Source organism: Lysinibacillus sp. FW12, from assembly GCF_050817245.1.
Taxonomy (GTDB): domain Bacteria; phylum Bacillota; class Bacilli; order Bacillales_A; family Planococcaceae; genus Lysinibacillus; species Lysinibacillus irui.
The window spans coordinates 2,722,095-2,748,645 of record NZ_CP139094.1; the positions used below are offsets into that span (position 1 = coordinate 2,722,095).

The 26,551-nt window shown below is 40.7% G+C and carries 26 protein-coding genes; 5 read left to right on the forward strand and 21 right to left on the reverse strand.

Going from position 1 to position 26,551, the window contains the following annotated elements; all coding sequences use genetic code 11:
• Window positions 1-90: 90 nt before the first annotated feature.
• From SJW71_RS14215 to SJW71_RS14240, 6 genes are all read right to left on the reverse strand, one after another.
• A complete protein-coding gene (locus SJW71_RS14215; RefSeq protein WP_431811062.1) occupies window positions 91-1,044 on the reverse strand; it encodes a hypothetical protein in 954 nt (317 codons plus the stop codon).
• Window positions 1,045-1,115: 71 nt separating this feature from the next.
• Window positions 1,116-2,798: a methyl-accepting chemotaxis protein gene (locus SJW71_RS14220; protein WP_407133749.1), complete on the reverse strand. Its 1,683-nt coding sequence runs from the start codon at window positions 2,796-2,798 to the stop codon at window positions 1,116-1,118.
• A 161-nt stretch (window positions 2,799-2,959) separates the two neighbouring features.
• A complete protein-coding gene (locus SJW71_RS14225; protein WP_274796847.1) occupies window positions 2,960-3,397 on the reverse strand; it encodes a hypothetical protein in 438 nt (145 codons plus the stop codon).
• Between the two features lie 4 nt (window positions 3,398-3,401).
• Complete coding sequence (locus tag SJW71_RS14230; RefSeq protein ID WP_431811063.1) at window positions 3,402-5,021, reverse strand: YndJ family protein; 1,620 nt, start codon at window positions 5,019-5,021, stop codon at window positions 3,402-3,404.
• A complete protein-coding gene (locus SJW71_RS14235; protein WP_431811064.1) occupies window positions 4,990-5,601 on the reverse strand; it encodes a DUF4166 domain-containing protein in 612 nt (203 codons plus the stop codon). The genes SJW71_RS14230 and SJW71_RS14235 overlap by 32 nt, the downstream gene beginning before the upstream one ends.
• A gap of 5 nt (window positions 5,602-5,606) precedes the next feature.
• A complete protein-coding gene (locus SJW71_RS14240; protein WP_431811065.1) occupies window positions 5,607-6,500 on the reverse strand; it encodes a DoxX-like family protein in 894 nt (297 codons plus the stop codon).
• 115 nt (window positions 6,501-6,615) lie between these two features.
• On the opposite strand from SJW71_RS14240, the gene SJW71_RS14245 reads away from it, so the two are divergent.
• From SJW71_RS14245 to SJW71_RS14255, 3 genes are read left to right on the forward strand one after another with little or no spacing between them, the layout of a single operon-like run.
• On the forward strand, window positions 6,616-7,230 hold the full coding sequence (locus tag SJW71_RS14245; RefSeq protein WP_431811066.1) for a sigma-70 family RNA polymerase sigma factor: 615 nt from the start codon (window positions 6,616-6,618) through the stop codon (window positions 7,228-7,230).
• Window positions 7,231-7,282: 52 nt separating this feature from the next.
• Window positions 7,283-8,011 (forward strand): ABC transporter ATP-binding protein, encoded by a 729-nt coding sequence (locus SJW71_RS14250; RefSeq protein WP_431812212.1) that lies wholly within the window; start codon window positions 7,283-7,285, stop codon window positions 8,009-8,011.
• A complete protein-coding gene (locus SJW71_RS14255; protein ID WP_431811067.1) occupies window positions 8,011-10,482 on the forward strand; it encodes an ABC transporter permease in 2,472 nt (823 codons plus the stop codon). Before SJW71_RS14250 ends, SJW71_RS14255 begins: the two co-directional genes overlap by 1 nt.
• 76 nt (window positions 10,483-10,558) lie before the next feature.
• Here the strand turns inward: SJW71_RS14255 and SJW71_RS14260 are convergent, their stop codons facing one another.
• The 8 genes from SJW71_RS14260 to SJW71_RS14295 all read right to left on the reverse strand — a co-directional run bounded on the left by SJW71_RS14260 (window position 10,559) and on the right by SJW71_RS14295 (window position 17,251).
• Complete coding sequence (locus tag SJW71_RS14260) at window positions 10,559-10,921, reverse strand: hypothetical protein (RefSeq protein ID WP_431811068.1); 363 nt, start codon at window positions 10,919-10,921, stop codon at window positions 10,559-10,561.
• 357 nt (window positions 10,922-11,278) lie between these two features.
• On the reverse strand, window positions 11,279-11,770 hold the full coding sequence (locus SJW71_RS14265) for a GNAT family N-acetyltransferase (RefSeq protein WP_396631740.1): 492 nt from the start codon (window positions 11,768-11,770) through the stop codon (window positions 11,279-11,281).
• A gap of 305 nt (window positions 11,771-12,075) precedes the next feature.
• On the reverse strand, window positions 12,076-13,017 hold the full coding sequence (locus tag SJW71_RS14270; protein WP_322604910.1) for a VOC family protein: 942 nt from the start codon (window positions 13,015-13,017) through the stop codon (window positions 12,076-12,078).
• Window positions 13,018-13,187: 170 nt separating this feature from the next.
• Window positions 13,188-13,940: an alpha/beta hydrolase gene (locus tag SJW71_RS14275; RefSeq protein ID WP_322604909.1), complete on the reverse strand. Its 753-nt coding sequence runs from the start codon at window positions 13,938-13,940 to the stop codon at window positions 13,188-13,190.
• Window positions 13,941-14,165: 225 nt separating this feature from the next.
• A complete protein-coding gene (locus SJW71_RS14280) occupies window positions 14,166-14,690 on the reverse strand; it encodes a tubby C-terminal domain-like protein (protein ID WP_274796837.1) in 525 nt (174 codons plus the stop codon).
• 114 nt (window positions 14,691-14,804) lie between these two features.
• Entirely contained in the window at window positions 14,805-15,524 is a 720-nt protein-coding gene (locus SJW71_RS14285) for a toast rack family protein (protein WP_431811069.1), read from the reverse strand.
• Window positions 15,525-15,633: 109 nt separating this feature from the next.
• On the reverse strand, window positions 15,634-16,014 hold the full coding sequence (locus SJW71_RS14290) for an SRPBCC domain-containing protein (protein ID WP_322611681.1): 381 nt from the start codon (window positions 16,012-16,014) through the stop codon (window positions 15,634-15,636).
• A gap of 28 nt (window positions 16,015-16,042) precedes the next feature.
• Window positions 16,043-17,251 (reverse strand): MFS transporter, encoded by a 1,209-nt coding sequence (locus SJW71_RS14295; RefSeq protein ID WP_431811070.1) that lies wholly within the window; start codon window positions 17,249-17,251, stop codon window positions 16,043-16,045.
• A gap of 144 nt (window positions 17,252-17,395) precedes the next feature.
• Here SJW71_RS14295 and SJW71_RS14300 point away from each other — a divergent pair, with 144 nt between their 5' ends.
• Window positions 17,396-18,253: a LysR family transcriptional regulator gene (locus SJW71_RS14300; protein ID WP_431811071.1), complete on the forward strand. Its 858-nt coding sequence runs from the start codon at window positions 17,396-17,398 to the stop codon at window positions 18,251-18,253.
• 109 nt (window positions 18,254-18,362) lie between these two features.
• On the forward strand, window positions 18,363-19,232 hold the full coding sequence (locus SJW71_RS14305; protein WP_312506231.1) for a DMT family transporter: 870 nt from the start codon (window positions 18,363-18,365) through the stop codon (window positions 19,230-19,232).
• A gap of 34 nt (window positions 19,233-19,266) precedes the next feature.
• Here SJW71_RS14305 and SJW71_RS14310 read toward each other — a convergent pair whose 3' ends face one another.
• From SJW71_RS14310 to SJW71_RS14340, 7 genes are all read right to left on the reverse strand, one after another.
• The gene (locus tag SJW71_RS14310) at window positions 19,267-20,256 is read right to left on the reverse strand and encodes a sensor histidine kinase (RefSeq protein ID WP_274796830.1); all 990 of its coding nucleotides are present in this window, start codon (window positions 20,254-20,256) and stop codon (window positions 19,267-19,269) included.
• Window positions 20,253-20,924: a response regulator transcription factor gene (locus SJW71_RS14315; protein ID WP_274796829.1), complete on the reverse strand. Its 672-nt coding sequence runs from the start codon at window positions 20,922-20,924 to the stop codon at window positions 20,253-20,255. The genes SJW71_RS14310 and SJW71_RS14315 overlap by 4 nt, the downstream gene beginning before the upstream one ends.
• A gap of 1 nt (window position 20,925) precedes the next feature.
• On the reverse strand, window positions 20,926-21,909 hold the full coding sequence (locus SJW71_RS14320; RefSeq protein ID WP_274796828.1) for an alpha/beta hydrolase: 984 nt from the start codon (window positions 21,907-21,909) through the stop codon (window positions 20,926-20,928).
• A gap of 130 nt (window positions 21,910-22,039) precedes the next feature.
• Complete coding sequence (locus tag SJW71_RS14325) at window positions 22,040-22,417, reverse strand: DUF3221 domain-containing protein (protein WP_274796827.1); 378 nt, start codon at window positions 22,415-22,417, stop codon at window positions 22,040-22,042.
• A gap of 113 nt (window positions 22,418-22,530) precedes the next feature.
• Window positions 22,531-22,953: a DUF1801 domain-containing protein gene (locus tag SJW71_RS14330; protein WP_274796826.1), complete on the reverse strand. Its 423-nt coding sequence runs from the start codon at window positions 22,951-22,953 to the stop codon at window positions 22,531-22,533.
• A gap of 40 nt (window positions 22,954-22,993) precedes the next feature.
• On the reverse strand, window positions 22,994-24,805 hold the full coding sequence (locus tag SJW71_RS14335; RefSeq protein ID WP_312506239.1) for an ABC transporter ATP-binding protein: 1,812 nt from the start codon (window positions 24,803-24,805) through the stop codon (window positions 22,994-22,996).
• Window positions 24,802-26,535, reverse strand: a complete 1,734-nt coding sequence (locus SJW71_RS14340; RefSeq protein ID WP_431812213.1) for an ABC transporter ATP-binding protein — start codon at window positions 26,533-26,535, stop codon at window positions 24,802-24,804. Before SJW71_RS14340 ends, SJW71_RS14335 begins: the two co-directional genes overlap by 4 nt.
• Window positions 26,536-26,551: the final 16 nt, after the last annotated feature.

Below are 26,551 nucleotides of genomic sequence, written 5' to 3' on the forward strand. Positions count from 1 at the left end.
ATTTTATGAATGGGTGTGTGTTTAGAAGGTCTCTATAAAAAAACCAACAATGATTCTTTTTCAGATCATTGCTGGTTGCATGAAATTATTTTATTTTTTTCGCTTTACAAAAACAAAGGCAAAAATGGCTGCTATGACTACTAGGATCGCAACCATCCACATCGTGCTTGCTTTGGATGTTGTGTCATCTGTAGCAGTTTGTTGTTCCCTTGGTGTTGCGTCTGCTGACTTTACTTCTTTTGCGTCTTCATTTGCTACTTGTGAGGAGCTGATTTGCACATATTGAAGTGTGGCTGTATTGGTTGGGGCTGCTTCGTGCTCTTGGCTGTCTCCGTGACCATCCGCATGCTCACCATGCCCTTCCTCCTGTCCACCGTCGTGACCATGATGGTGATCGCCAGCTGTTGTAAAGATAGAGCGTTCAAGTTGCTGACCTACCCAGCTTTTGACATCTGTTGAATCAGCATAGATACGAGGATGTCCTGACAGCATATATGTTTTACCGTCAATCGTGATCCCAGTTTCGTCCCCTGTTAAGACATCTTCAATGGTACCAGTTGGACCTTCTGCAAAGCCGCCCATTTGAATGAGCGTATGCCCACCCATGTCAAATGTAAGATGCTCTGTTAAAAACGCAATGTACTCATCTTTCGTCATCGTTGCATCAGGATTTGCTAGCTCTAATTTATGATGAAAAAGTGCTGTATTGATTTCCTTGTACGTAATGTCTCCTTCTAACGAAGACACGTAATCCTCTTGTTGTGCTGCTTGTGCCAGCTCATCCACTGTTGCTCCCTCTAATCCAAAGAAGCCACCTACCCAGCCTGCAAAATCCTTGCGTGATAAGTTGTCTGTTGGGTTTAAGGCCATATCTTTGCCATTGTACCCAAGTAGCCCAATACTATGTAATACCATAATGTCCTGAATATTTTCTGCTGTTTCAGGCACGTCTGTAAATAGTGTACTTTTATCCATCGTATGGGCGTAGGCAACAGGTGCCATGAATAAAGTACTCATGAGTAATAAAAGTAAATATTTTCTCAATATGATTCCACCTTCCAATTCCATAGTATACAGATGAAATGTGATGGAAGTTTGAAATTCAACGTTAATTTTTATAGCTTAAATTGACGAATCAGGGCATTTAATTGTTCGGCCATTTCCGCTAAATGCTCCGCACTATGTTTAATTTCGTCCATGGAGCTTGCGGTTTGTTCAATTGTAGCCGATGTTTCCTGAATACCTGCTGCTGATTGTTCAGAGACGGCAGCAATTTCATCCACCGATTTATTAATCGTGGCAGTATTGTGAACAACCTCTTCTAAGCTAGATGACATGTCATCAATGTTTAACGCAATAGCATCGATTGCGTCTGCAATTCGAGAAAATGTGGTATTCGTTTTAGCAATTTGCGTTGCCCCTTTTTCAACTTCCTCATAGCCTTGCTCTAGCGAGAAAGTTACTGTATGTGATTCTTCCTGAATTTTTCTTACAATAGCTGTAATATCATCTACTGAAAAAGCTACCTGCTCGGCCAATTTTCGAACCTCATCGGCCACCACAGCAAAGCCTTTGCCATGCTCCCCAGCTCTGGCCGCCTCAATCGCTGCGTTCAGTGCTAGTAAATTCGTTTGGGCTGCAATATTTTGAATGATTGCTACAAGTTGAGAGATTTCTTGTGCTTGATTACTTAAACCTTCTACTTGTTTTACCGCACCCTTCACCATATGTTGGATTTCTTCCATTTGCTTTGTGGAAGTCGACATTAAGTCTCTACCTTCTGTTGATAAAGTTTTAACGTTCTGTGAATACTGTTGAACGTCTTTACTGCTGGCATGAACAGTTGATACTTTGCCAATAAAATCGTTCATGGAGGAAGCGACATCTGAAGCATTACTTGCCTGTAGCTCTGTCCCACTCGCAATTTCTGTAACAGTATCAACAATTTGTTCTGTGCCTGTCTTTACCTCTGACGTTGATTGCAATAGCTCCTCACTATGTGCAGCCACATCATGGGAGACCGTTTGAATATGCTTCAATAGACGATTCAAAATATCAGACATCGTATTCGTTGCTTCCATTAGCTGTCCAACCTCATCCTTTGATTGAATTGTTAAAGGAGGGTGACTCAAATCTCCATTTGTTATTCGTCGCATACGCTCGGTTAATGTAATAATGGGTCTCGAAATACCACGAGCACTTAAGAGTTCAATCATCACTGCTAGAAGGACAATAACAATACCTACGATAATAGCGATTAGTTGTTCATTTTCACCAGCGGAAACGATATCGGTGCTTACCTCATTAATGGCTTGCTTCCGTTGCTCTGCTAAGCCTTCATAGCCCTCACGAATAGTCGTTGCTGTCTCATCCATTTTCGTTAAGTTTTCAATGGCGAGTTCGGTATTCCCTTGGTCATATATGGCAAATACTTCTTGTTCAATATAACGATTCCACTCTTTGGCCATCTCCATAAACTTACCGAAATCACCGGTGGTTGTTAAGGCTAATCGTTTTTCCTCATTTTTAGCTTCTCGTGCTACATTGTCACGGAAAATCGTTTTATATTTTTCATTACCAGACAATACATAGCCTCTTGCCGCAGCTATTCTTAAATCGATGGTTTGTGCTTGCTCGTAGTCGATCATTAATAATTGTAATTCATTTTGAACGATTTGTTCTGTTGCATTGTTGCTTTGTGTGATGGCATAGTAATTGTACACAATGTAGCCGATCATGATGGCGATTACCGCACTAAAGGAAAAAACAATGCGTCTACTGATTGTTTTGAACTTCATCTGCAAAAACTCCTTATTTTCCAAATCTATTCCATAAGTAGTAATTTACCACTTAATAAAAAAGATTGGTGTCTTTAGGAATTTTTACTAGATATCCAGATATAACTTCGTCAATATCATGTTTTTTATAGCTACTTTTTTCTTATCTAGGGTGTACTGCATTAATCCCAAGCATTAAACATAACGTCTCCAATCGTTTGGCTATTGAAGTAAGAAATGTATTTCCATTCGGTAGCAGATAAGTGATGCAATGCTTGATCCTTTGAAAGTAATGTATTGAGGGTAGCCGCTTCCAAGCATTTGCGCATGGGAAAATATTTGTGTAGCCCGGCCTTTGAAAGAAAAGTAAAGCTAAGCTCCTCATCATGCATTGCAAAGGCAATATACGGCATGAAGCGATGATGAAGAATTGTCAGCATCTCCCTATCTATTTCTACAACTGCCTGCATATAAACTAAGTGCGGTTGATCAATAAATTCCGATACCTTCACCTGTTTTTCACTCGTAGCTAAATGATACACCATTGACTGAAACATGCGCATATCCTGCTCGATTAAATGCTCTGCATCAAAGCCTGAAATACCTTTCGTTAAACGCACCCAATCACTCCTTTTGATATGTTCCTATAAGGACCTTCTCTTTGTAACCGGAAATCCCCTGCCTAGTCTGCTGATTTTTTTGGATATGGTAGTCAATATGTAAAAAAGGTATACCAAATAGTGTCATCTTATGTACTGCTGTAAGTGTCTGATCATTTACTGCAGCAATTCGAAACTGCTCCTGTAATGGTAGCTTCATCACATAGTCCCCTATCGCCAAAAAAATCCCCGCATCTTCTCCCTGTTGACTTGTTAGGTGTAGCTGACCTTGTTCTTCGTAGGCATACAGGATGCCGACCATTGTTGAAAATGGTAGTGGTAACGCTATATTCATATAGGTTATTTGATTACTTGTGTGCCTCGAATAAATCGCGACAAAAACAGTTTGCTGCTTGATTGTCCGAATCCATGCACGCGGAGATTGACGGCTATCTTGTTCTTCATCGACCTTAACAATTCTTCCCGTCATCTCTATTTGTTGATTGGAAAAAGGCAAATTGAGTTGTTGTAGCAAACGACTCATACCTTGATAAAGAAAGGCAAAAGGCTTAAACCATGTTTTCCACTGGACAGTTGCCAACAAACGATAGCTAGTCGTTTGCTCATAGAAATCAGAAATGACCGGGTGTAGCTTCGTTGTATCTACAAAATCTTGTAGAGCATCAACCAAGCCGGGGTGTGGTTGATGTTCATGACGTAGTTTGCCGCGAATTTGGCTCACCGGAAAATTGAAGGTGCGCTGATTTGTTGCTGGCACAGCGATTGCCCATGCGACTACCCCTATTCCCCCAAAGAAAAGACCATTCATGACACCGTGAAAGCGTAGCATCTCTGGTATTCCGACATAATAAGTCCCGCTTAAACGGCTGTAAACATACAAACAGGAACCTATAATCGTTAGACACAGCGCCCCGTAAGAAATCCGTAGCAATATACCTTGTCCTAGCAGCAGCTTTGTTTTGAACGTCAGGACAAACAAACCATAGATGGCAAGGATATAAAGGACTACGGCTATAATTTCAATGATGATTGAAAAGGTAATGCCAATCGCCACAAGGAGCGGACCAGCCTGCAAAATAAACACAATGACACGATACCAGCTACTATCATGTAAGCGTCCAAAAAGCCCGACAGAAAGGGGTAATAAACAGGCTGAATAATGAAAATGGATGGCTGTTAACCATGTTATTAAGGATGAAAAGCCGGTATTTATATTTGCCGTAAAGGCAAAAAACCAGAAGCCACCCAGAGCAAGATATATTAGCCCCATATCAATTGAAAACTCAGCACAATTGGTGAACCCTCGTTGCAAGAACCGTTTCACGCCCTTTATCGCAATATAAAAGGTATACAGTAAATATAAAAAGGCCAGCGCGATAGCATATAGACCATCTGTCCAAAAATGTAACAGCGTGACGACTAGCATCATCCCGACGATGATAATCTTCCCTACAGATTGAAAGTCAACGACCATCATGACCATTGCAGGTACAAAAATAAGCTGGGCCACTGTCAATAACCATGAATATTGTGGTTGCTCACCAAACGACAAGCAAATCGCCGTTAGGGTAATCCCAAGTAATAAAATAAGGCTACATTGATTGTTGCGTAAATTCACCAGCATACATCATGAGCCTCCCTATTAATGGATTATGGATCGAAACATAAATGGTAAAGATATTTTTCGCTTCATCATAGCCCTCCTCCACAATGACACGACCTTCTAGTAGTTGCGGTATCGGACATTCGAGTTTGGATAAAACAAAGCGCTGCTTGCCTGAGCGAATAACTAATGTTCCCTCTTTCGTCACGGTAAAGTGCAAGTCTGAATAAAAAAGGGCTGGATTACCTAAATAATCTCTAACGATTGTTCGAGTAGGATCAATAGTCATCCTTGCATCAAAATGTCTTGTTTTATGTGGAAAATAAAAGGTACGCTCCCACAACACTTCTAATTCGCCATTTGGCAAAGCATGACAGGTATTGGCGATGGTGAATGGTATTTGCTCCCCTGATTCTGGAAACAAAAATCGAGTGTTCGCTGCTACGGTATAAAATGGACGCAGCCATTTGGCACCTGATTTTATTTGGTACATTACTCCTTGTGCCAAAAATGGCTCATTTACTTGTAATGCATAGCGTTGCTGTAGCATCGGATGAAGTCTAGCAAAATCATCTCCTAATAAAGTCTGATAAATGGTCATACCTATCACCCTCGCTTTCTCTTACAGTTTTTTGCACTCGGTAAATTCTTACTTAAGACAAATCCAATAATGGACAATATCCATAAGGAGAGATTAAAGGTCACGGGATTAAATGGTGCTATGATACTTGTTGGATCGGCAACGATGGCAGTTAGCGTCAATATCGGAAAAAAGATGATTTGTAAGCCAAATAATCGACGCTTTCCTCGTGGATAAAGCCAACACAGACCCAAGAGGATTTCAGCTACGCCTATCCACACGACCATTTGCTCTGCACTTTTCATAAAGGGAGCCGTCATCATAATTTCCTGAGGATGTACAGCTAAAATTTTTGGTACAAGTCCGTGATAGATCCATATAAAACTAAAAAGAACGCTCATCAGCATTGTTAAAAAAAATCGTCTATACTGAGCAGTAGCATTTTCTCCTGTTTCTAGCCATCTTTTTAAAACATCAAAGCTAAGAGCAGTAGCCCATCCTATTAATGGTCGAAAAAATAGATCCACGAAGACGCCAAGCTTGCCATAGCGCGTCACATAATCATACTGCGTTAAAAACGTTAGCCCACAATCATTCGGAATATACTGCCAAAAGCCTTTCCCCTCTGCGATAGGTGAAATTTTTTGTGGTGTACCAAAATGGAGGGAGGATGTTTTCGTGCCATTTTCCTTCTGATGCTCCCCTTTACTTTCTCCCCAGCCACTTACTTGTAAGCCTGGCATGAGCTTCGTTACATAGGTAAAACGCTGTGGTTCCTCTGGGGCTTTTTTAGGTATATATGTAATCGAGGTAAAACGTAAATCCCACTGTTCATGCAATGTCGGGTTTTGCGTATAGGTCCACGCATCCTCTATAGAAGCTTGGATTTCGACTTCAACATAAATAGGCTTCCGCTTCATACGTTCACTCCTTCTCTTTATCAAGCTAATGTTATTATAGCAGTAAATTGATAGTCTACTATAAATTGGGTATGATTCGTACGATGTCAATATTTTTTAAAGAAAAGAAAAAAACTTGAATCGAAATGTCGACTTGCTGAGTCTAATAGTCGAAAAGGAGGCGATTTTCATTACAACAACGCAACATTCACTTGTAGTCCTAGCGCAAAATGGCGATGAACAAGCATTTTATCAGCTGATTGAGCGAGAGCAGCACAAGCTTTATCGTATGGCCTATGTCTACGTACAAAATGAAAACGACGCCGTAGAAGTTTTTCAGCAGACGATTATCCGAGCCTATGAAGGTTTACCGCAATTAAAGGAGTCTCACTATTTTGCCACTTGGCTAACTCGCATTATGATTAATTGCTGTAAAACCTATATTACTAAGAAAAAAACAATGGAGCTTGTCGAACCACATACATTAGAGGATTTGAACAGTACCTCCCCTACATATATCGAGGAAGAGCTGGATTTATGGCAGGCCCTTTGCCAGCTTGAAGAAAAGTATAAAACGGTGTTATTACTACGATTTTATCAAGACTACTCGGTCAAGGATATTGCGGCGATATTGCAATGTCCTGAAGGCACTGTGAAAACACATATTCGCCGTGGTTTACAGGCAATACGACAACAATTAAAGGGGGCATATCTTGATGAATGGGTTCAATCCGTTGAAGGAAGTCATTAATGCGATCCCCATCCCAGAAGGCCGTTTAACAGAGGTCTTACGTGTGGAAGGGATGTCTAAAATTTATCAGCAAAAGCATCATACTGTCGATGCTTTAAAAAATATCCATTGTACGATTTATCAAGGAGAAATGGTGGCGATTATGGGCACTAGCGGCTCTGGTAAAAGTACCCTACTGAATATGATCAGTGCCATTGATGAACCGACAGACGGGGCATTATTTTTATTTGGTAAGGAAGCACGTGATATTTACCAGGAGCCAAAAGCTTCTCAATTCCGTAAAGAAAACATCGGCTTTATCTTCCAATCGTTTCACCTATTAAAAGATTTATCAGTGGAGGATAATATCGCACTCCCGCTCATTTTAAATGATGTTCCGAGTAAAGAGATCAGGGTGCGTGTCCAGCAAATGATGGAAAAATTACATATTGCCGCATGGGCAAAGCATCGACCACATGAGCTCTCGGGTGGACAAAAGCAGCGTGTTGCCATTGCTCGGGCAATTATCGCGAATCCTCCTATTTTATTGGCAGATGAACCTACAGGGGCGTTGGATGTGAACACAACAGATGAAATCTTAGAGCTGCTCGTTGATTTACAAAAAAATAGCCAACAAACGATTTTACTTGTTACGCATGACCCATATGTCGCTACGTATGCCAATCGTGTGCTGTTCTTCCATGATGGAGCTATTGTAGATTCCTACCAAAATCAGCAAAGTGAAGAGGATTTAGATTGTATTTTAACGAAATTCAAGCAAATTACTAGGGGTGATCGATAATGTTTACGATGCGTACCATTGCCCTGAAGCTTTTTCGTGCTGCATGGGCGAATGTTCTAACGAGTATTAGTATTATTACGATCTCGATTTGCCTTTTGATGACAATGAGCGTTTACATTTGGAATGCCAACAGCCAAATGAAGGCAGACATACAAGCACTCTACGGAGATATGGATTTAATGGTCGGCTATAACCCCGATCAACAACAACTGTTAACGACACAGCAAATCGAGGATTTTTCAGCACTCCCAGGCGTCACGCAAATATCCAGCGTATCGATAGCTCAGACAACGGTTGAGCAAGAAAAGAACACCACTTTTTATACGGTTGGCGTTGAAAATGACGACTTAGTCAAAAGTCGCTACCAGTTTGCCGTAAATCTTGGTCTGAACGATGCCGTACTTTCTGAAAATGTTGCGCGTATTTTCAAGAAGAGCGTTGGGGACTCCATTGAAATTCAATCGAAAAATTTTGTGGTCCAAGAAATTTTACCAACGATGAAGGGCACTGATAGCCCAAATATTATTTTGCTGCCAAATACTATTGTAAAAACTTGGATGAACAATAGTCAGCCGCAAACTGTTGGAATGTTTGCCCTTATTAAAACAAAAGATGACCTTGCTAAGGCAATTGGTACAGAGTTGAAGCAACTTGATACAACATTGCGGGTTGATATCATGAGTGATGATGATCTGTTTAAACAAAATTTTCAGAGCCTAATGGTTTTTATGGTTGTGCTATCCGTCTTTATTTTACTTATTTCAAGCGTCTTGTTGCTGTCCACATTCCAGCTATTATTCTATAAAATCAAGGAACAGCTGATGATTTTGCGCGCGCTCGGGGCATCTGTGAAACAAGTTAGGCGTATTGTTAAGCTCCAATTATCACTGATTATTAGCTTTGGCGTTTTGCTGGGGACAACGATGAGCTTACTCGTGATTAAAATCTGGCTACCACAATTAATTCACGTCTTACATTTACCGGAGGCAAGAACAGAGCTTCCGATTGTATTTGTCCTATTAATTGCAGTTGTAAGCTTCTTCATCCTGCAGATCATGACACAATGGCAGGTAGCTAAAAGTTCCAGATTACTGCCATTACAAATCGCCACAGACAACGAAGATTTGGGACTTCAATGGACAAAGTGGAAAACGATTATGGTCAGTGTTTTAGCTGTGATTGCTAGTTTATTGTTACTACAAGCCAATTTAACTGGAACAGGAAGCAATCAAGGTGCTTTATTTATTTTAATGGGTACGCTACTTGTTTGTGGGATAATCCTTTTAGTAATCCCTTACCTGTTTACCGCTGTTCTCCAAATGGCCCTAAAGCCTATTCGGAAGGTACTTGGCAAGGAAGCCTTTTTAGCCTGTCAGCAGCTCATGCCACAAGTGCGCAAAAATATGCCGATTGTGCTCAGTATTATAGGCTTAATGGTCATTTTAACTTTCGGCAGTTCGTTAATGAAAACCTTGCAGCACAATGACCTTGCCTTCACAGAAACACAATACGAAACAGCAGTCAAAATTCATAACGAATTAAACGATCCCTCTCTTACACCAGCAGTTATAGAGGAAATGGAAGCATTGCCTAGCGTGCAATATGCCTATGCACAAAGTAATAATGCATACATTGCCCTGAAGCTCGGTCAAGAGTGGCTACCAGAAAACTATACAACGATTGATATAAAGAAATATGTACAAATAGAAAAGCTACCAAAAATCGAGGGCAATTTGCAGGATGGTCTCCTCGTAACAAAGAGCTTTGCCCAACGTCACAAGCTAATGCTTGGCGATCATGTCACGGTTGGAACCTATAATTTTGAGGCACAGCAGGATATGCCTACAGGTGAATTACAGATCATCGGAATTGTCGATGCACCTATTCACCATGCTGATTTAATCGTTGATTGGTCATCGTTCCTTACAACTCAAGATCAAACAATCATCGAAGACATCATGGTTGAAACTGCTCATCCGCAACAAACCATAGCGGACCTCGCCTTTTTAGAAGAACGCTGGCCTGCCTTAAAATTTACGGACAAAGCAACGATGATTGAGCAATCCAACGAAATGTTCATGCAACGCTGGAGCCTATTTGTAGGCGTCTTTATTATTTTAATTGTCGCTACCTGCCTCGGCGTGATTCAAACACTGCTTCATACCATTTATTCAAAACGTGGAGATTATGCGATTCAACGACTCATTGGCTTATCACCCAACGGATTAATGAAGCTCATCTTGACACAAGTCCTATCATTCTTGCTATATGGTCTAACTATTGGCACGTTTATAGGCTTAATTCTAACAAGAATGCTAGCCTTTATCGACGACGGCTCCCCGATGTCCTATGACCTCTTAACAATAGGCATCACCAGCATCACTCTATTAAGTGCCACACTCATAGTGTTTGCTCTACAAGGCTATTGGATTAGCCGCCAAAAACTAGCCAATGAAATAGTAGACATATAAGAAACAACAGCCCCCTCTTTAATTTGAGGAGGCTGTTGTTCGCTTTGGAGCGGAGGTGGCCACGGGTTGAGCGGTTTTACTCTACTTGCGAGCGGAGTGACCATGGATTGAGCGGTTTCAGTCCACTTTGGAGCGGCTTTACTCTACTTTCGAGCGGAAATGACCCCGGATTGAGCGCTTTCCGTCCACTTTCGAGCGGTTTTACTCTCCTTTCGAGCGGTGTTGACCATAGATTGAGCGCTTTCCGTCCACTTTGGAGCGGATTCTCCACTGGATTGAGCGCTTTCCGTCCACTTTGGAGCGGATTCTCCACTAGATTGAGCGCTTTCCGTCCACTTTGGAGCGGATTCTCCACTAGATTGAGCGCTTTCCGTCCACTTTGGAGCGGTTTTACTCTCGGATGGAGCCCTTTTACTCCACTTTGGAGCGGGTTCTCCACTGGATTGAGCGCTTTTACTTCACTTTCAAGCGGAGTGACCCGGGATTGAGCGCTTTTACTCCACTTTCGAGCGGTTTTACTCTCGGATGGAGCCCTTTTACTCCACTTTGGAGCGGATTCTCCACTGGATTGAGCGGCTTTACTCTACTTTCGAGCGGAAATGACCCGGGATTGAGCGCTTTCAGTCCACTTTTGAGCGGCGTTGCACCTTCTTTGATCACTTTTACTCACTCTCGAGCGACATTTTCTTCATATATTGAGCGTCCTCTCTCACTGTGGCATTTTCATCTCCAAATCGAACGCATTCTCCCATAAAAAAATGCACTCCAGAGTATCTTTGGAGTGCAAAACAATCTATTATCCTAATAATTCTTGATATTCAGGATGTTTTTCGAATTCGGCTTTGGCGAAAGGACATAGAGGGATGACTTGTAAGTTTTCTTTTTTCGCATAGTCGACTGCGGCTTTGACTAATTGCTGGCCGACATTTTGTCCTCTTAGATGTTCGGAAACATGTGTATGATCGAGAATGATTCGACTCTCTCCGACACGCACAAAATGAACCTCTGCTTCGCTATCTTCTTCGTTCCCAATATAGAATGATTGGCTACCTTGTTTAATTTCCAAAACGTGTTCTCCCTCTTTTCGTTTATATTTTAGTGCACCGCTTGGACAGCGATTGATAACTTCTTCTACTTTTGCGACTTCTGCTTGATCTGCTTTGATCCAAGGTTTCGCTTTGACATTGAATACCTCTGGTAAGCCTTTTACACATTCAGCTGCATGCTGACACATATCTTTATCAAAATAAACAGTTATTTTTTCTCCTTCATATGCACGATACCCCATATGTATGCCCCCTCGTTTTATCTTCTTAGTTGCAACTCTATTATAATCTATTTGTAAAGTGCATAACTATCTCTTTTTTTAGCTGTATATAATGCTTGAATCAAAGTTTTCACATTATCTTCGTCTTTCGGAAAAGTAGAAATCCTAATATTTGTAATAACTCACCATTCATAGTGGCTAATTGGATAAGACTCTTTCAATTTAACATGGAGTCGCAATAATCATAGCCAATTGTAAAAATGGTATTATTCGTATTGTTCAAAACTAGTTCCAGCAGCTGCCCATCCATCTCTACCATATACTTGTTAGTCAATCGGTGTTAATTTCTCTTCAATTTCACGTCGGCGGCCTTCCAAAAATGGTGGTAAATCTAAGTCTTTGCCCAAATCTTCAACAGTCGTATCCACTGTAAAGCCTGGTCCATCTGTTGCAAGTTCAAATATAATTCCGTGTGATTCCTTCATATAAATACTAGAGAAATAATAGCGATCCGCTTTTTTTATGATGCTAAAGCCAAAATCTTTAATTTTTTGTTCCCATTGGTCTAGCTCTTCCTTATTTTTCACACGAATGGCTAAATGGTGAACACTTCCTCTTCCAGGCTTTTCTTTAGGACCATCCTGTTCTACGACGACAATTTGACCTTGTAATTGACCTTCTTCAGCCTGAAAAACAGCTTGGGATGTTGATCGTGTTAGCTCTGTATAGCCAAACAGTTGGACCAAAGTTTGTTCAGCCTCTGCTAATGAGCTAACTGTTAATTCCACTGGCCCCATTCCTAAAATTTGATGCGCCATCTCAACAGGTGAATCTCCCCACTTTGTCCATTCTTGTGGAATTTGCTTATCTTGATTATTTAAAAATACAAGGCGTAGACCATCCGGATCTTCAAAGTGAATCGCGTCCGTTTCACCGTATTTTGTTAAGCCACTGTGCTCAATCGCAAATTCATTTAAGCGATTTTCCCAATAGAGTAAGCTATCGTAAGAAGGAACAAGTAAACCAATTCTCGTAATGGCATCTGTCCCACGATGTGTACGACCTGCGTGCGATAATTCAAAAAATGTGAGGCCTGTCCCTGGGCTACCTGTTAAATCACCGTAAAATAGATGATACATACTTGGGTCGTCTTGATTGACGGTCTTCTTCACTCGACGAAGCCCTAAAATTTGATGATAAAATTGATGATTTTCCTGTGCATTTTTTGTAATCATTGAGATATGATGGTGTCCTGTGATTGTTAGCATGTAAAATCTCTCCCTGTACTTCATGTTGATTCCCTATAGGGTTTGTCAAAACGTCAAAACCATTCTTGTTATTTACCTCGAATTCGAGATATACTTTAAAATTATCTCGAATTAAAATATCTTTAATTCGAGATAATAATATCATGATTTTGAGTGGTAGTCAATACTCTCTATTGGGTAAGATCCCCATTATTCAACCGTAAAAATTCCATCATTTCCTTCATAATGTCCTCTTGGTCTCGACCTAAAGTCATTAAATGTTTGGAGTTTGCAAAGCCCTTTAGTTTCTTTTTAGAGGAATGGACTTGCTGATAAATTGTTTCAGCGCTTTGGGCGTATACATCTTCATCTCGTTCACCATAGAAGATAGCGATTGGGATTGTAATTTTATTGAGATGTAGCATTGTATCTTTGATAAAATGTTGGAATGCAATAAAAGAATCTAACGGCATGTTCGTAAATGGCTCGATTTCGTTAGAAATTTGAAGTGCTGATTTGCCCTCTATATTTTTATAATTATAAGCATAGTCCATGATTCTTTGCTTTAGTTGTTCGGGTTCCTTCTCAACCGGTACAGATAAAACGATGATTTGTTCGAGCTGTTCTAATTGTGCAAGCTTCAACGTGAAAATACCTCCAATGGAGATACCGATAACAGAAATCTTTTGATAGCCTTCATCGAGTAAAAACTGATAGGCATTCATGACATCTTGCCACCAGTCGTTTACATTATATTGTAATAATTGTTCTGGTGCATTGCCATGTCCACGGTATAGCGGGGCATAGCATGTATAACCCTCTTCATGTAGCTTAGCAGCAACCTTCTTCATATCTCTTGTATGACTTGTAAAGGAATGTAATAGCAATAGGGCATGCTCATTTCCTTGTAAGTAAATTTCTTTAGCTGGAAGTATGTTTACCATAGTCTAAGCACCTTTCCTTGATCGATTAAAAATATTGAATGACATGTCTCACCTTTTTGATTTGTCCTTGCAGCAAATTATATTATCTCGAATTCGAGATAATTGTAGCATCGCGTTGCACATACGTCAATTAATAAAGGAGGTGACGACCACTCATTTATTGGTACTTTCTTTCCCCACTGAACAGGCAAATGAAACCAGCCTGAAAGCTGATCTCATTTGCATTTATGCCCCAACAAACAACACAGCCTGTCCAATGGCAATGAAGAAGGCTTCATGCTGAATCGGACTACTGTCTTCCACCTGCAACGTGATGTCAAAATGAGTGTCACAGAAAGTAGCTTGCCAGCGTGCAATGGGCTGCTCATTCACAGTAAAAACAGACCAGTCCTCCATTTCTTTGCTGAGCTTGATTTGTTGTTCTCCATCCGTAATTAGAAGATCAGGTATCATGATTTGCCAGCCATCGTATGCAATCATATAGTCTTTTCCTGTTACTAAATCCTTGCCTCGAAAATGCACACGACCACGTCGAGATACTTTTTTACATGTAAAAAGAGGCTGCTCCTTTGTATCATGGACATCAAAACGGACAAAATAACGATAGTCCATTGTTCGATCAAAGGCCTTCTTTAGCGCATTGGTATACACACGTTGCACAGTGGACGACACCTCTCCCGCTTCATTGAAAATGTTAATGACCTCTGTTGATTCGATGGCTGCTGGTTGCTTGTATGTATAAGTTTTCACTACGTTCGCTCCTTCAACAATTGCTTTCTTAAAGCTACCATACAATCAGCATCAAATACAATTGACCTTTGACACAAAAAAGTAGACTACTTCATAAAGTAGCCTACGAACTGTTTATTTATCTAGTTTAAACGTAATGTCTCCAACGCCTAATTCTGAATTGATTTCTAGCACGACATTCGATTTATCATAGGCGTCATTGACATAAACACCATTACCCTTGGACACAAGACCTTCCACATTTGAAGAACCAATGCCCTTTTCTGTTGTTAATTTGACTCCAACCTTTGAAGGTAAAATAACAGTTGTTTGACCTACTCCCGTTTCAATGTTTGTGGTAAAGCTTTTTTTCCAATCGCCACCTAAATTCACTGTCAGATCCCCGACACCTGCTTCAATATCTAATTGTTCAAGCTGGAGCCCCTGTAAGTCGAGATTAGCAATGGCTGCACCTGTTTCCACAGATAAATCCATTGGAATATCGTCATTTAGCTGAATCGCCCATGTGTTCTTAATTTTAGAAAGACCTAGCTTTGTAGAGCCTTTATGCTTGATTTCGATTTCCCCTGTATCACCATGTTTATCATAGCTTACGTGAGGGGCAAGCTTTTTAATATTATAGTCAGCCTTGCCTTCAACCCATTCCTTGGCGCCACTTGATACATTCATTTCACCAACACCTAATTCGATGTCTACCTCTAATGCTTTCGCTTTATCCTTTTCCACCAAAATCGTTTCCTCACGCATTTTGCTTGGAAAAACGGAAAAGCACCCTGATAATAGCAATGCAGATGTGCCCATCACGACACCTAACCCAACTAATTTTTTCAACATTATTTCCTCCCGCTATATAATCTGCCAATAATTTCATTATATAGGAGTAAATAATTTAAAATACGACCTTACGCTTGAAATTTTCCTACGACCTGAGACTTAGAAACTGCTATGGATAAGGGATGGCGCGCCCCTCCAGCAAAGCTTTCAAATTAGCGAGTGAGGCATCATAGCCTGGTGAATTGAAGCTAACGTTAGTGCCACTGTGTTGTTTTGCTAACGTAATGGCTATTAACGTTTCAGGAACCTCTAAGTAAAATGAAAATGTCTCATTCTTTTTTACCTGTTGAATGGTTAGCTCCATAGGTAGTTGTTCAGATAATTGGTTATGGGCATTCGGCATTAACGTAAACGTCATCTTCTCCCCCGCTGCCAATTTTGGGATGTCCCATGTCGAGCCTGGCGCATACCATTTGGAGAGGGATTGCTCCTCTGTAATGGCCTGCCAGACGTCATCAATCCCCGCATTAATCCAAATTGAACTTGTCATTCCAACACCCTCCAATTTCTATTTTCCATTATTTTACCGAATTTTCAGGTGTAAGACTACTGTTGGTTGTTCTATATAAATTAAACGCTCCAATGATGACCATCACCGCTATTAAATCCATGGCCAGTTGATGACTGGAGAAAAGGGCAACCAATAACCCATAGCATGTTGGTGCTAAGACAATAAAGAATTGATTGATCGTTAGCGCCGTGCTAACAGTCAGTCCTACTGATTGAGAATCTGATTGCTCTGTTACACAAGCGATATATAAGGAATACCAGCCAAGAGCAAAAAATCCAAGGATCGAACAAAAGATGATCATCAAGCTCTTCGCAGACATGACAAAAGGCAGACAGCCTATCATAATAAAGGTGGCTACCATGACGAGCACTAATAATGATTCACGTTTTTGAGAGAAATAACAGTCACTTATCCACGCAAGCACAATTCTTCCTACCATTCCACCAAGCAAAATGATACTTAAATACTTTCCAGCCTCCGTTAATGAATAACCACCTTCTTGATGCAAATAGCTCATCAAATGGGCAATGATCACCATTTGTAAGGACATCATGACAATGCCTACAAAATAAATAGGATAGAGCGCGCGATTGTTCTTAATGGCATGCACCTTCTCTTTAAAGGTGACAGGATTTGCTGCAACGGTTACACGCTGTTTAGGTTCCTGATACAGCAGTAAAAATAACAGTCCTCCCGCAATTGCTACCAAGCCCTGTGTTATATGCACAGAGGTTAGGTGGATGTGTTGGTACAGATAGGTTAGAATGCTTGAGGCCAACGCACCGCCGATTGGAATTCCTGTCTGACGAATACCGATAGCAAGCCCTCGATGCTTATCTGGAAACCACTTGACGATAGCTGAACTACCACCAGTTTGTGCACTGCCATACCAAATCCCAACAACTATTAATACGAGTAGCAATGTCGTATAATGGTGCACAGGAATTAATAATAAGCTAAAAAGTCCAAGTAAAATGGAGCCCCATCCGATTAGTTGTTTTTCTCCTTTTTTATCCATGAAATAGCCGAATACAAGCATGGAGAAAATCGGCCCTATATTAACAGCTGAGACAATCAGACCAGTTTGAAATGAAGATAGACCCCATTCTATTTGATAAAACGAAGCAACGGGCCCCATGCCGTATGTGACAAAGGTTGCTGCTGTCTGCGAAAGTGTAGCCACAAGCAAAATAATCCATTTATAATATGTATGCATATGTTCCCCTCCATAAGTGCTATACTGCTTTATTTGTGCAGTATAATGTTCGTTATCTAGAGTTTACGTTGACCGATCCACTACGTAAAATGGAGGAAAATGATAGCGACTATCAAAAAATTTAATAGGTGTGTGACAAACAACATGAACATTGAAGAAATCGCCTTAAAAATGGAGCTTTTAGAAAGGCAAAACTTGAGTAAATCCGCTGAAATCACCAATTATACACAATCAGCCCTCACATCCAAGGTTAAAAAAATGGAAAGTGAGATTGGACAAGAGGTTTTTAAACGAACGCCCCAAGGCTTAAAGCTAACGGAGGTAGGCGATCACTACTTACAATTTCTAAAAAAGGTCGCTCACGACTATGAGGAATTTTTACATAGGATTGGATCGACTCAAACGAGTATCCATTTTGGTACTTCTCATACAACCATTAAAATATATGGGGCAGCGATTATGAATGCGCTCCAAACGAGTCATAGTCCGATTGATGTGGATTTCACAGTAGAGTCTAGTACATCGTTAAATCATAGAGTACACCATGCCGAGCTGGATTGTGCCTTGACCAGCAATCCACTGAAGCACTATGCCGATTTGCACTATGATTTGATCGCTACTGAAACATTTGAAGTAATCTCAAGCCCTACTCATGTTATTGATTTTGAACAGCGAACGCCTGTTACCTTACTCGTGCTAAGTAAAGGGTGTATGTATTCGAAGGCATTAGCACAGTGGCTTACAAACAAGCAAATACCCTTTACGATGAAAGAAATAAAATCCGTGAGTAGCATTCTTGATTTTCTTGAAATCGAGCATACGTTGGCGGTGTTAAACACAAAATTACTCGCACTCTATCCTTGCCCTGATTTGCATCATTATCACTTGGACAATCTTCACAATGTCATTGAAACCGTCTTTATTTATAAAAAAAACGACAGTAAGCTAGCCCCTATTATGCAATTAAAACAGGTGATTGAGTCATTGCTTGAGAGGAACTAACGTTGAGCCTTATTTTGTGCTACTATTCTAAAAAAATATATTATTCATGCTGTGACTGCTCTATAATAGGTTTGTCTTTATTATTCTAGTAAAAGCATAGGAGTACATCATGTTTTATTACATCTCGTTGTTTTTTGCAGTATTTGCGTTATCGACCTCAGCTATTTTTGTTAAATTAGCTGATGCACCCCCTGCCATTACGGCCTTTTATCGACTATTCTTTGCGATGCTCGTGTTACTTCCCTTTTTATTAGCGCAAAAGGGCTTGCGTCAGGAACTTACGAGCCTCTCCAAAAAGCAGTGGGGGCTTGGCATTCTATCAGGTTTATTTTTATCGTGCCATTATGTCTTATGGTTTGAATCATTGAACTACACATCCGTGGCAAGTTCAACGGTTATTGTGACATTACAGCCATTATTCTCTTTAGTAGGAAGCTATTTTTTATTTAAGGAGCGTTTTTCAAAAGGGGCCATTGTTGGCTGTTTCGTTGCCATCATCGGCTGTTTCATTATCGGCTGGCAGGATTTCCAAATTAGTGGACAAGCCCTCTATGGCGATATTCTGGCCTTTATTGCAGCGGGCATTATTACCGCCTACTTTTTTATTGGGCAATCTGTGCGCAAAGATTTATCACTCATTCCCTATTCAGTTATCGGCTATGGCAGTAGCTCCATTTTCTTAGCCATTTATGCACTCTTTATGAAGGAATCGTTTTTCGATTATTCAGCTTCGACATGGTGGGCCCTTGTAGGATTAGCCGTCATTGCCACGATTTTCGGCCAAACTATTTTTAATTGGCTATTAAAATGGTTAAGTACCACGGTCATCTCCATGAGTATTTTAGGAGAAACGATTGGCACATGTATACTAGCCTATTTCATATTAGATGAGATGATTTCGGTGCAACAAGGTGTTGGTATTCTAGTCATTTTACTAGGCCTCGCCCTCTTTTTATTGCAACAACGTAAATCAGCTTAAATGGAAAAACAACGGCGAAGGCTGCCGTTGTTTTTTATTCGTGTGTGAAGCGGAAGGTAGTACCATCCTTGTTTGATTGTAAGAATGCTTCAATATGTAACGTCTTGGCAATATCTTGAATGATTTTCAGTCCAAGTCCGTCATGCGCATCGTTAGGCGTAAAGCCGATGCCATCATCAGACATGATGACTTGCCCATCTTTTATAATTACCTCTAGCTTGGATGCTTGAGCATGCTTTAACGTATTTTGAAAAACATTATCAAATAAACGCTGGAGCCATAATTCATTGCTTATCCAGATTACATGCGCATCTTCAGGATGAAAATGAAGGGCAATATTTTGCATGCGATATAAATAACGCCATTTCTTTATCATCGTTGTTAATAGCTGTGCAAGCTGTACTTCTTCCTGCATAACATAGGCATTTTCGCTTGTGTCAAAGGACTGAAGCTGAAATTCATTCGTTAAATTTGTTATATAGTGAATTTGTTCAGTTAACGATTCCACCAATTTAGGCTGCTCCTGCAATTGATCTTCTAGATAAAACAATTGCAAACGAATAGCTGTTAGTGGTGTATGGATGTCATGTCGTAATTTTTGTAGTAGCTCTTTTTGCAGCTCCTGCTGTTGTGCTAGCTCTAATTCTCGGTATGTTGTACGCTCAATTAGGAGATTAACTGATTGAATCAGCTGGCCGATCTCATCTTCACTTGTGACAGCTAACGTTTCTGGAATGCGCTCATTACTTGCCAGCTCCCGGATTGTGTTGTTGAGCATGGTGATTTTTTTCAGTAAGGAATGTATCGATGTTGAAAACAACAAAGCTAATAAGGCAAAAGAAATGACAAACGCAAATAGCATAAGCGGATAGGCAAATGACTCATGAAAGGGAGTCCCATCATTTTTCATTTTAAAAGCTTTATCGTAAAGAATAGACATTGTCACACTAATACCTAGTATCACCAACGGTACACTTACAATTGCTAAAAATAATAAAGTACGGTATTTGTTTTTTAAGGTCATTTTTTGATGTAGGTATTCAGCCGATACCCTTCCCCATAAATATTTTGTAAGATAGTACCTGCTGGATCGTGTAGCTTTGTTCGTATTTTTTTAATATGGACATTGAGAAGATTATGATTGCGTTCATCTAGTGGCCACAAATAGTCGAAAAAATGGTCCTTTGTTAATACTCTATCGCGGTGATCAAATAAATAAAAGAAAATTTTGCGCTCAATTGCTGTCAAGGCGATCTCCTCATGGAGACTCTGATAAAACACTTTCCGCCGTTCCCCATCAATAAATAAATGCTGAATATGTGTAAATGTACCATAATGCTGAGTCAGCATTTTTTTCATCCTTAGCAAAAGCTCTCTTGGGTCAAACGGCTTTGTCATATAATCCTCTCCAACCGTTAAGCCCTCTAGCTTACTTTCAATATCATTCCGTGCCGAGAGAAAAATGATAGGAATGTTTAAGCCTAATCGTTTAATAGTTTTGCTTATTTGATAGCCATCCTCTCCTGGCAGCATAATATCCATAATGACTAAATCTACTTGCTGAATCAGCGCCATTACATCTTTGCCATCTGTTTTCCAGACAGCTTCATAGCCCTCACGCTGCACTATTTTTTGTAGTAAATCACCAATCATCGCATCGTCTTCCACAATTAAAATCCTAAATCCTTGCATCTTATCGACCTTTCCTGTTAGCATTCGTTGTCATAAATTCCATCGTTAGTTGATAGATTTCATCAGGCTGATAAAGATAAATGCTATGTGTACCACTTACCTCTTTTACCTCTGCATGAGTGAATTGCTTCGCAAAATCAGTATAATCCTGCCTATTTTGCTTCGTATATATTGAATCTTTCTTTTCTTCCGCAATGGCATCAATTAGTAATACCGGCGTATTTTTCGGCTTTGGAAGCTGTTCTGATTGTAAACTATTTTCATAGACCTGTAACAGCTCATTTTTCATAGCTTCATTAAAAAATTGCTTAAAGGACAATGCCTGATATATTTTCTTTTCCTCGGCAGTTAAAAAAGACATGTTCAGCACTTGTGGATTATACACCTGTGAGGGCATAAGTCGATGGAAGCCAATTTTAGTGGCTAGGTGCATGCCCTTTATCATCCATCTATCGACAGTCCCCATTTGATGCTTGATATATTGACTAGGTAAGCTAATATCAAGTGCGATGATGCCCTTTACTTCCTCTGGATATTTTTGTGCCCAGTAAATAGCTTCAAGCCCAGAGATCGAATGAGGGACGAGTGTATAAGGAGGCTGAAGACCACTTTGCAGGAGGGCTTCTCTTGTTTGCGCTAGAATCGTATCAATGTCTCTTTCATCATGGGCTATATCGCTATAGCCATACCCTGCACGATCCACAACAGCAATTTGATTGTGCTGTGAAAACTTGCGATAAAGCCCTTTGAATTCATAAACAGGTGCTGCAATGCCTGATCCAGCCATAAAGACATACGTATCCTCGCCTGAACCCTCCTGATAAACATGGATGTTTTGCCCATCGACGTTCACTAGTGTGCCGTTAGGTTGTAATATGGCAGATTCCTTCTGTACTAAAGTATAGTGGTAAATGCATACGATCGCGATGCCAAGCACGAGCAATGCCCCAAAGTAAACAAACCATTTCTTTACTTTCTTTTTCATACGCTTCTCCTTTCCGTTGATACTTGCAAGGATACACGTTAAAAATAAATTTCTAATTAATTTTTGCGGGAAATCCGTAAAAAAACTCAACCCTTTGGCACTTCTTCACCAAATGATTGAGCTGTTATTTTTACTTTTCGATTAATTGGATCGTAGTTGCAGTACCCTGCGCTGGGTATGACTCAAGATAAGTACCAGTAGTCCAAATGGCTACTCGATCACCAATGGTAAAATCACTCGTATCTGAATAAGACACAATAAAAGCATTTGGCATGGCCAATTCTAAAATTTCGCGTTTACTTAATGCAAGGTCTTTTTCCGCAACATTCCAAACAACTGTAATAGACTTCTCTGTTTTGTCGATTATAATTCCTTCTATATCTGCAACCCTTTCCCTATCATTTGATGATGCTTCATCTACTATATTAGGTTCATTATTTTTCCCTGCACAACCCCATAAACTTAAGGATAAGAATAACAAAAGGATCATAGAACTTAGTTTACGCAAATGAATTTCACCCGCTTTCTACTCTCTATCCTTTTAGACGTACTCAATTTAGTATCGTTACACATATTGATACAAAAAAGCTGCCTACATAGTGATAGGCAGCTTTCTTTGTGCTAGGCTTCTGGATAGGTTTTTCGTAAAAAAGCGATGGATTGTTGTATGAGTGCTTTTAAGATAGCTTCATCCACGTCAGCAAGTTTATTAATATAAACACAGGCTTTTCCCGTTGTATGCTTACCAAATTGCTGCAATAGCTGCTCTCGCTCAGAATCACCTGGAGCAAAATATAGACTAATTTTTGCTTTGCGAGGAGAGTATCCAACAAGTGGTGCATCGCCTTCATGGCCTGTTTGATATTTGTAGTGATAATGACCAAACCCGATAATACTCGGTCCCCACATTTTAGCATCGTAGCCTGTGACCTCTGTAAAAATATCTAATAGTCGAAAGGCATCCTCCCGCTTTTTCGGGTGGTCTACACTCTCGATAAATTCAATGACACTTGCATCCGTTTCTTTCGTCTTTAATTCGTACATCCTAATCCCTCGCTTTCAGAAAGAATATCTCTATTATTCCCTATTCTACCTGCTCTAACAATAGCTTTTGCTGTAGATGACGATAAATCCCCTGTTGTTGCATGAGCTCATGGTGACTGCCTTGCTCGACAATTTCACCCTGCTGAATTACGAGTATTTGATCCGCATTCTCGATTGTTTTTAAACGGTGCGCTATAACAAAGCTTGTGCGGCCCCGCATTAAATGCTGTAAGCCCTTTTGAATATCGACCTCCGTTTGTGTATCCACACTCGATGTCGCTTCATCCAAAATTAAAATATCAGCATTTTCTAAAATAGCCCGAGCGATCGCAATTAACTGTCGTTGTCCCTGACTTAAATTAGCACCGCCTGCCTGGACTGGAGTATCGTACTGTGCTGGTAAATATTTAATAAAATGATGGGCATTGGCGATTTTCGCCGCTTCGACGACTTCTTCATCTGTCGCATCGAGCTTCCCAAAGCGAATGTTTTCTCGGATGGTGCCGGAGAACAAATATGTGTCCTGTAAGACGACACCGACTCTTTGACGAATGCCCGCCATTTGATAGTGCTCGATATTGTGCCCATCAATCAGAATTTCACCTTGATCCACGTCATAAAAACGCGTCAGTAAGTTGATAATCGTTGTTTTTCCAGAGCCTGTTGGACCAACAAGCGCGATCGTCTCCCCTGCCTTCGCATGGAAGTGAATGTTTTTTAGAACAGGCTTATCTGGCACGTAGCTAAATGACACTTGCTTGAAAACAACATCTCCTTTTAACGACGACGCCTCGATAGCATTTGGTACATCACTTACTTCTGATGGTTCATCCATAATCTCAAAGACACGCTCTGCTCCAGCAATGGCAGATTGAAAAGTATTTAATAGATTGGATAACTGATTCAGCGGACGGAAAAATTGCCTTGTATAAGTAACAAACGCTGCAATGATGCCAACCGTCACAACACCTTTTACAGCTAAGAAGGCTCCTGTTCCAATGACGACAGCTAAGCCTAAATTATTCATAAAGTTATTAATAGGTCCAAGTAAGCCCGAGGTAATTTCTGCTCGCTGGGCTGAGTTTCGTAGGTTTTCATTTTGCTGATGGAAGGTGTCAATTGTTTGCTGCTCCTTACCAAAAAGCGTGAGCACCTCTGCTCCTGTAATCATTTCCTCGATATAGCCGTTGAGCTTACCAAGATCTCGCTGACGTGCTGCATAGTTTTTACTACTGCGTTTAATAATCTGCTTGGTCGTGAAAACAATTAGCGGAATAATAATTAATGTCACGATCGCTAATTGCCAGCTTAATGTGAACATAGCGATACTCACACCAATCACCGTTAAGATGGATGATACGATTTGTGTCACACTTTGAGCCAGTGCCGTGTTTAAATTATCAATATCATTTGTGACACGGCTCATTAAGTCGCCAAGCGCACGTTGATCAAAAAATCGTAATGTCAGCGTTTGAAGCTTTTGAAATAGGTCCAGACGTAATGTCCGAATGGTTTTCATGGCCACTTGAATCATGACATACGTTTGTAGCCATGTCAGAATAGACGCAACCGTAAATATGACAGCCAACACGATGCCAAGACGAATCGTTCCATCAATATCCTTTTTTATAATATAGTCATCAATAATATGGCCAATCATGTAAGGTCCTGCAAGACTTAAAAATGTAGAAGCCATGACAAAGAAGATGGATAAAAACAGCCCTAATTTTTGCTGTTTTACATAGTGCCATACTCGTGCTAGTGTTGCTTTTTGATTTTTTGCTTTCTCAGCTGGCGCTCCCATGCGTGGACCACGTCCAAAATTCATTTGCTTTGGTTGACTTTGACTCATCCTTGTTCACCAGCCTTTTGCTGTGACGCGTAAATTGCTTGATAATGTGTATTTGATTGTAGTAGTTGCTGATGGGTTCCTTGCCCAACAATGCCGCCATCCTCTAGAACCAAAATGACATCTGCTTGCTGAATAGAGGCAATTTTCGAAGCCACAATGATCGTCGTTGTATCTTGATACTGTGTGGCAATTGCCTGCTGAACATGTTGCTCTGAAGCACTATCGAGCGCAGAGGTTGTATCATCAAGCACTAAAATGGCAGGCTTGCGAATGAACGCACGACTTAAAGCAAGGCGCTGCTTTTGCCCCCCTGATAAATTCGTAGCCCCCTGTGACAATTCATGGGCTAAGCCTTGATCAAGACGCTCCACAAACTCACTGGCACACGCCGCCTCTAAGGCCTGTTGAATCTCCTCCGCAGTCGCATCGTCCTTGCCGAGTCGTATATTTTTCTCAATCGAACCTGAAAACAGCAGGGCTTTTTGTGAGGTAAAGCCAATATGCTCTCGTAGCGTTGATAAGGAGTAGGCTTTTAGTGGTTTACCATCTAAGCGAATTTCCCCAGCTGTTGGATCAAACAAGCGAGGCAACAGCTTTACCAGTGTTGATTTACCACTACCTGTTTTCCCAATAATTCCTACCGTTTGCCCCGGCTTAACAGAAAACGAAATGTTTTTAAGGACATCCTCTGCTGTCTCATAGTAACGATAGCTTACATGATCAAAGTCAATCGCTCCTTTAATGGGGTCTGTCAGCGGCTGTTGTGCTTCCTTAACAGCAATGTCTTTGTTTAACACATCGACAATCCGTTCTCCAGATGGCAATGCTCGCGCAATTTGCATGAGTACCATACTTGAGGACATCAGCCCATTTAAAATAATCGTTAAATAGTTAATAAAAGCGAGAATAACCCCAACTTGTACAGTACCTGCTTCTACCTTGATTGCGCCAAGCCAAAGCGCTGCAACGATTCCCAGATTGACAACGAACATCGTAAAGGGCACCAGTACCCCAACAATTTGCTCAGCGGTAATAAATCGTTTCGTTAGCGTATGATTTAAATCACCAAACTGCGCCACCTGTTGCGTCTCACGGCGAAAGGCTTTGACCACCCGGATACCAGCCAAATTTTCCTGCAGCTTTGTATTGACCGCATCAATAGCCTCCTGCACACGACGATATAGCACGCCCGAATACTTTGTGAAAAAATACATGGCAATAATCAGCAATGGCACAATAATAAGGAGGATGGAAAAAAGCTCCCGCGCAGTTACAAACACAATAATGACTGCCCCAATAAACAACAGCGGCCCTCGCACAAAAATACGCAGCGTCATCATAAACGCCCGCTGCATACTTTCCACATCACTCGTTAAAATAGTGATAAGCTTCCCTGTCGTAAACGCATCTCGCTCCTTAGCCGAATACGTCATCATCTTCTCATACAGAGCCTGCCGAACATCCGACGCAAAATGAATCGCCGCCTTCGAGCTATAGTAGGAGCAACCAACCCCACCAACAAGCCCAAATACTGCACTGCCGAGCATTAACACAAACATATTCAATACATACTGATGATCACCTTGGACAATCCCCGTATCAATCATATGCTGCATAATGGTCGGCTGAATTAAATCCATCGTCACCTCCAACACCATCAAAAGAGGTGCAATCAACGTGAAAAATTTATAGGGCCCCAAATACTGCCCTAACTGTTTAACTGCCTGCATACCTTCGTCTCCGTTC